The organism is Verrucomicrobiota bacterium (genome assembly GCA_016871535.1).
Lineage (GTDB): Bacteria > Verrucomicrobiota > Verrucomicrobiia > Limisphaerales > SIBE01 > VHCZ01.
The window spans coordinates 1-1,624 of record VHCZ01000457.1 but is presented as its reverse complement, the minus strand read 5'-3'; the positions used below and the strand labels follow the sequence as shown (position 1 = coordinate 1,624).

Genomic DNA, 1,624 nt, shown 5'->3' with positions numbered 1-1,624 from the left:
GGGGCGATTTCGCTTTCTGGCTTCGTTTCTCCTCAGTCGCAGAGCCCTGGCTATGCTCCTTCGTCGTGCCTCGCCAGAAAGCGAAATCGCCTCCAGCAAAACCGGAATTTATTTTTGCACAGACCCTTAAGGGAAAAGCCTATGAATACATTTTCTCAAACGAACCCACGAAAGGACGGCGTCTCTTCCCTGGTCGAGATTTTGGTCATCGTTGCGATGATCGGGGTTTACTCCGTCTTGCCTGGCGCGTTTGCCACCGAGAAACCTGCAATCGCCGATACAAAGATGGTCTGGATACCGCCCGGCGCCTTCAAACTCGGAAGTCCATCCAATGAGATCGGCTGGATTCCGCTCGAACGGCCATGGACCGTGACCTTTACGCGCGGCTTCTTTATGGCCATTCGGCCAAGCACGAGGTGACTCAGGGGGAGTTTCTGGCCTTGATGGAATACAATCCGAGCTATTTCTCCCAGAAGAATGGGTTTCCCGAGGACCTAAATCGTCCGGTGGAAACGGTCACCTGGACCGAAGCTTCCGCATACTGTGCCAGGCTGAATGAAGTTGAGGAAGCTGCCGGACGATTGCCACCGGGATGGGAATATCGACTGCCGACAGATGGAGAGTGGGAATACGCATGCCGGGCGGGAACGACTACGCCGTTCCATTATGGCCCTGACCTCAAGTCGGGAACGGCCAACTTCAATGCACAGCAGCGCGGGGAATATGTGCGAGGGGTGGGGAATGTGCCTAATCCGAGTGGAGCCAATTTGGGGAAGCCAACGGCCGTAGAGAGCTATCAGCCGAACGCCTGGGGCCTTTACGATATGCATGGAAACGTTTGGGAAATGTGCTCAACGGTCGGTTCCGAATTCACGCGGATTGCCTTCACTGATCCTCCCTTTATTTCGCCGTGGCGCCGAAGCGATTTGGCGGGACATCTGCGTGGCGGCGCGTGGCGCCACGATGGCGGAAGCTGTCGCTCCTCTTACCCAGGCATTTTTTCCGCGAATCAACCAGGCTCAAACTATGTCGGCTTCCGTCCAGTCCTCGCACCGGTCCAGTTCCAACCGCCAGTGTCGTTCAGTTCACTGGCATTGTTTGAAGGTCAACTTGTCATCAACTGGATCGGGCCGGGCGCTCTGCAGTCGGCTGATGCTATTACAGGGCCCTGGACCGATGTGACGCCGCGCTTGAGTGGCCCGCTCTACACACACACGTTTCCGATTCGTGAGCCGGCCAAGTTCTATCGCGTGCGCGAGTGAGGCAAGGGCTCATGAAAAACTCACCTGTTCCTCGAAAACCTGCGGCTACCGCGTTCACCCTGATTGAACTCCTGGTGGTCATCGCGATCATTGCGATCCTGGCCGGGATGCTCTTGCCGGCTCTGGGCAAAGCCAAGGCCAAGGCTCAAGCCGCTGGCTGCATCAACCACCTCAAACAGCTTCAACTCTGCTGGCAAATGTACGTGGACGACTCCAATGACATCATGCCGCCCAACAAATGGGGCGGGAGTGGCGGGGGGCCGATCAGCTTCTCCGGTTCCTGGCTCGCAGGCAGCGCGCGCGTAGATCGGAACACGACCAACATCACGAACGGAGTTCTCTTTCGCTACAATCAGTCCGTG

Annotated in this window: 3 protein-coding genes; all 3 read left to right on the top strand. The window is 57.0% G+C overall.

What is annotated here, in order from left to right:
• Positions 1–141 precede the first annotated feature (141 nt).
• Complete coding sequence (locus FJ398_27570) at positions 142–420, top strand: hypothetical protein (GenBank protein ID MBM3841635.1); 279 nt, start codon at positions 142–144, stop codon at positions 418–420.
• Positions 363–1,262, top strand: a complete 900-nt coding sequence (locus FJ398_27565; protein MBM3841634.1) for a formylglycine-generating enzyme family protein — start codon at positions 363–365, stop codon at positions 1,260–1,262. Before FJ398_27570 ends, FJ398_27565 begins: the two co-directional genes overlap by 58 nt.
• 11 nt (positions 1,263–1,273) lie before the next feature.
• On the top strand, positions 1,274–1,624 hold a 351-nt coding region (locus FJ398_27560), incomplete at its 3' end, for a prepilin-type N-terminal cleavage/methylation domain-containing protein (GenBank protein ID MBM3841633.1).

Excerpts from the sequence above, each read along its gene's own strand:
- FJ398_27570 (MBM3841635.1), top strand. The coding sequence starts at position 142 with ATGAATACATTTTCTCAAACGAACCCACGAAAGGACGGCGTCTCTTCC.
- FJ398_27565 (MBM3841634.1), top strand. The coding sequence starts at position 363 with ATGGACCGTGACCTTTACGCGCGGCTTCTTTATGGCCATTCGGCCAAG.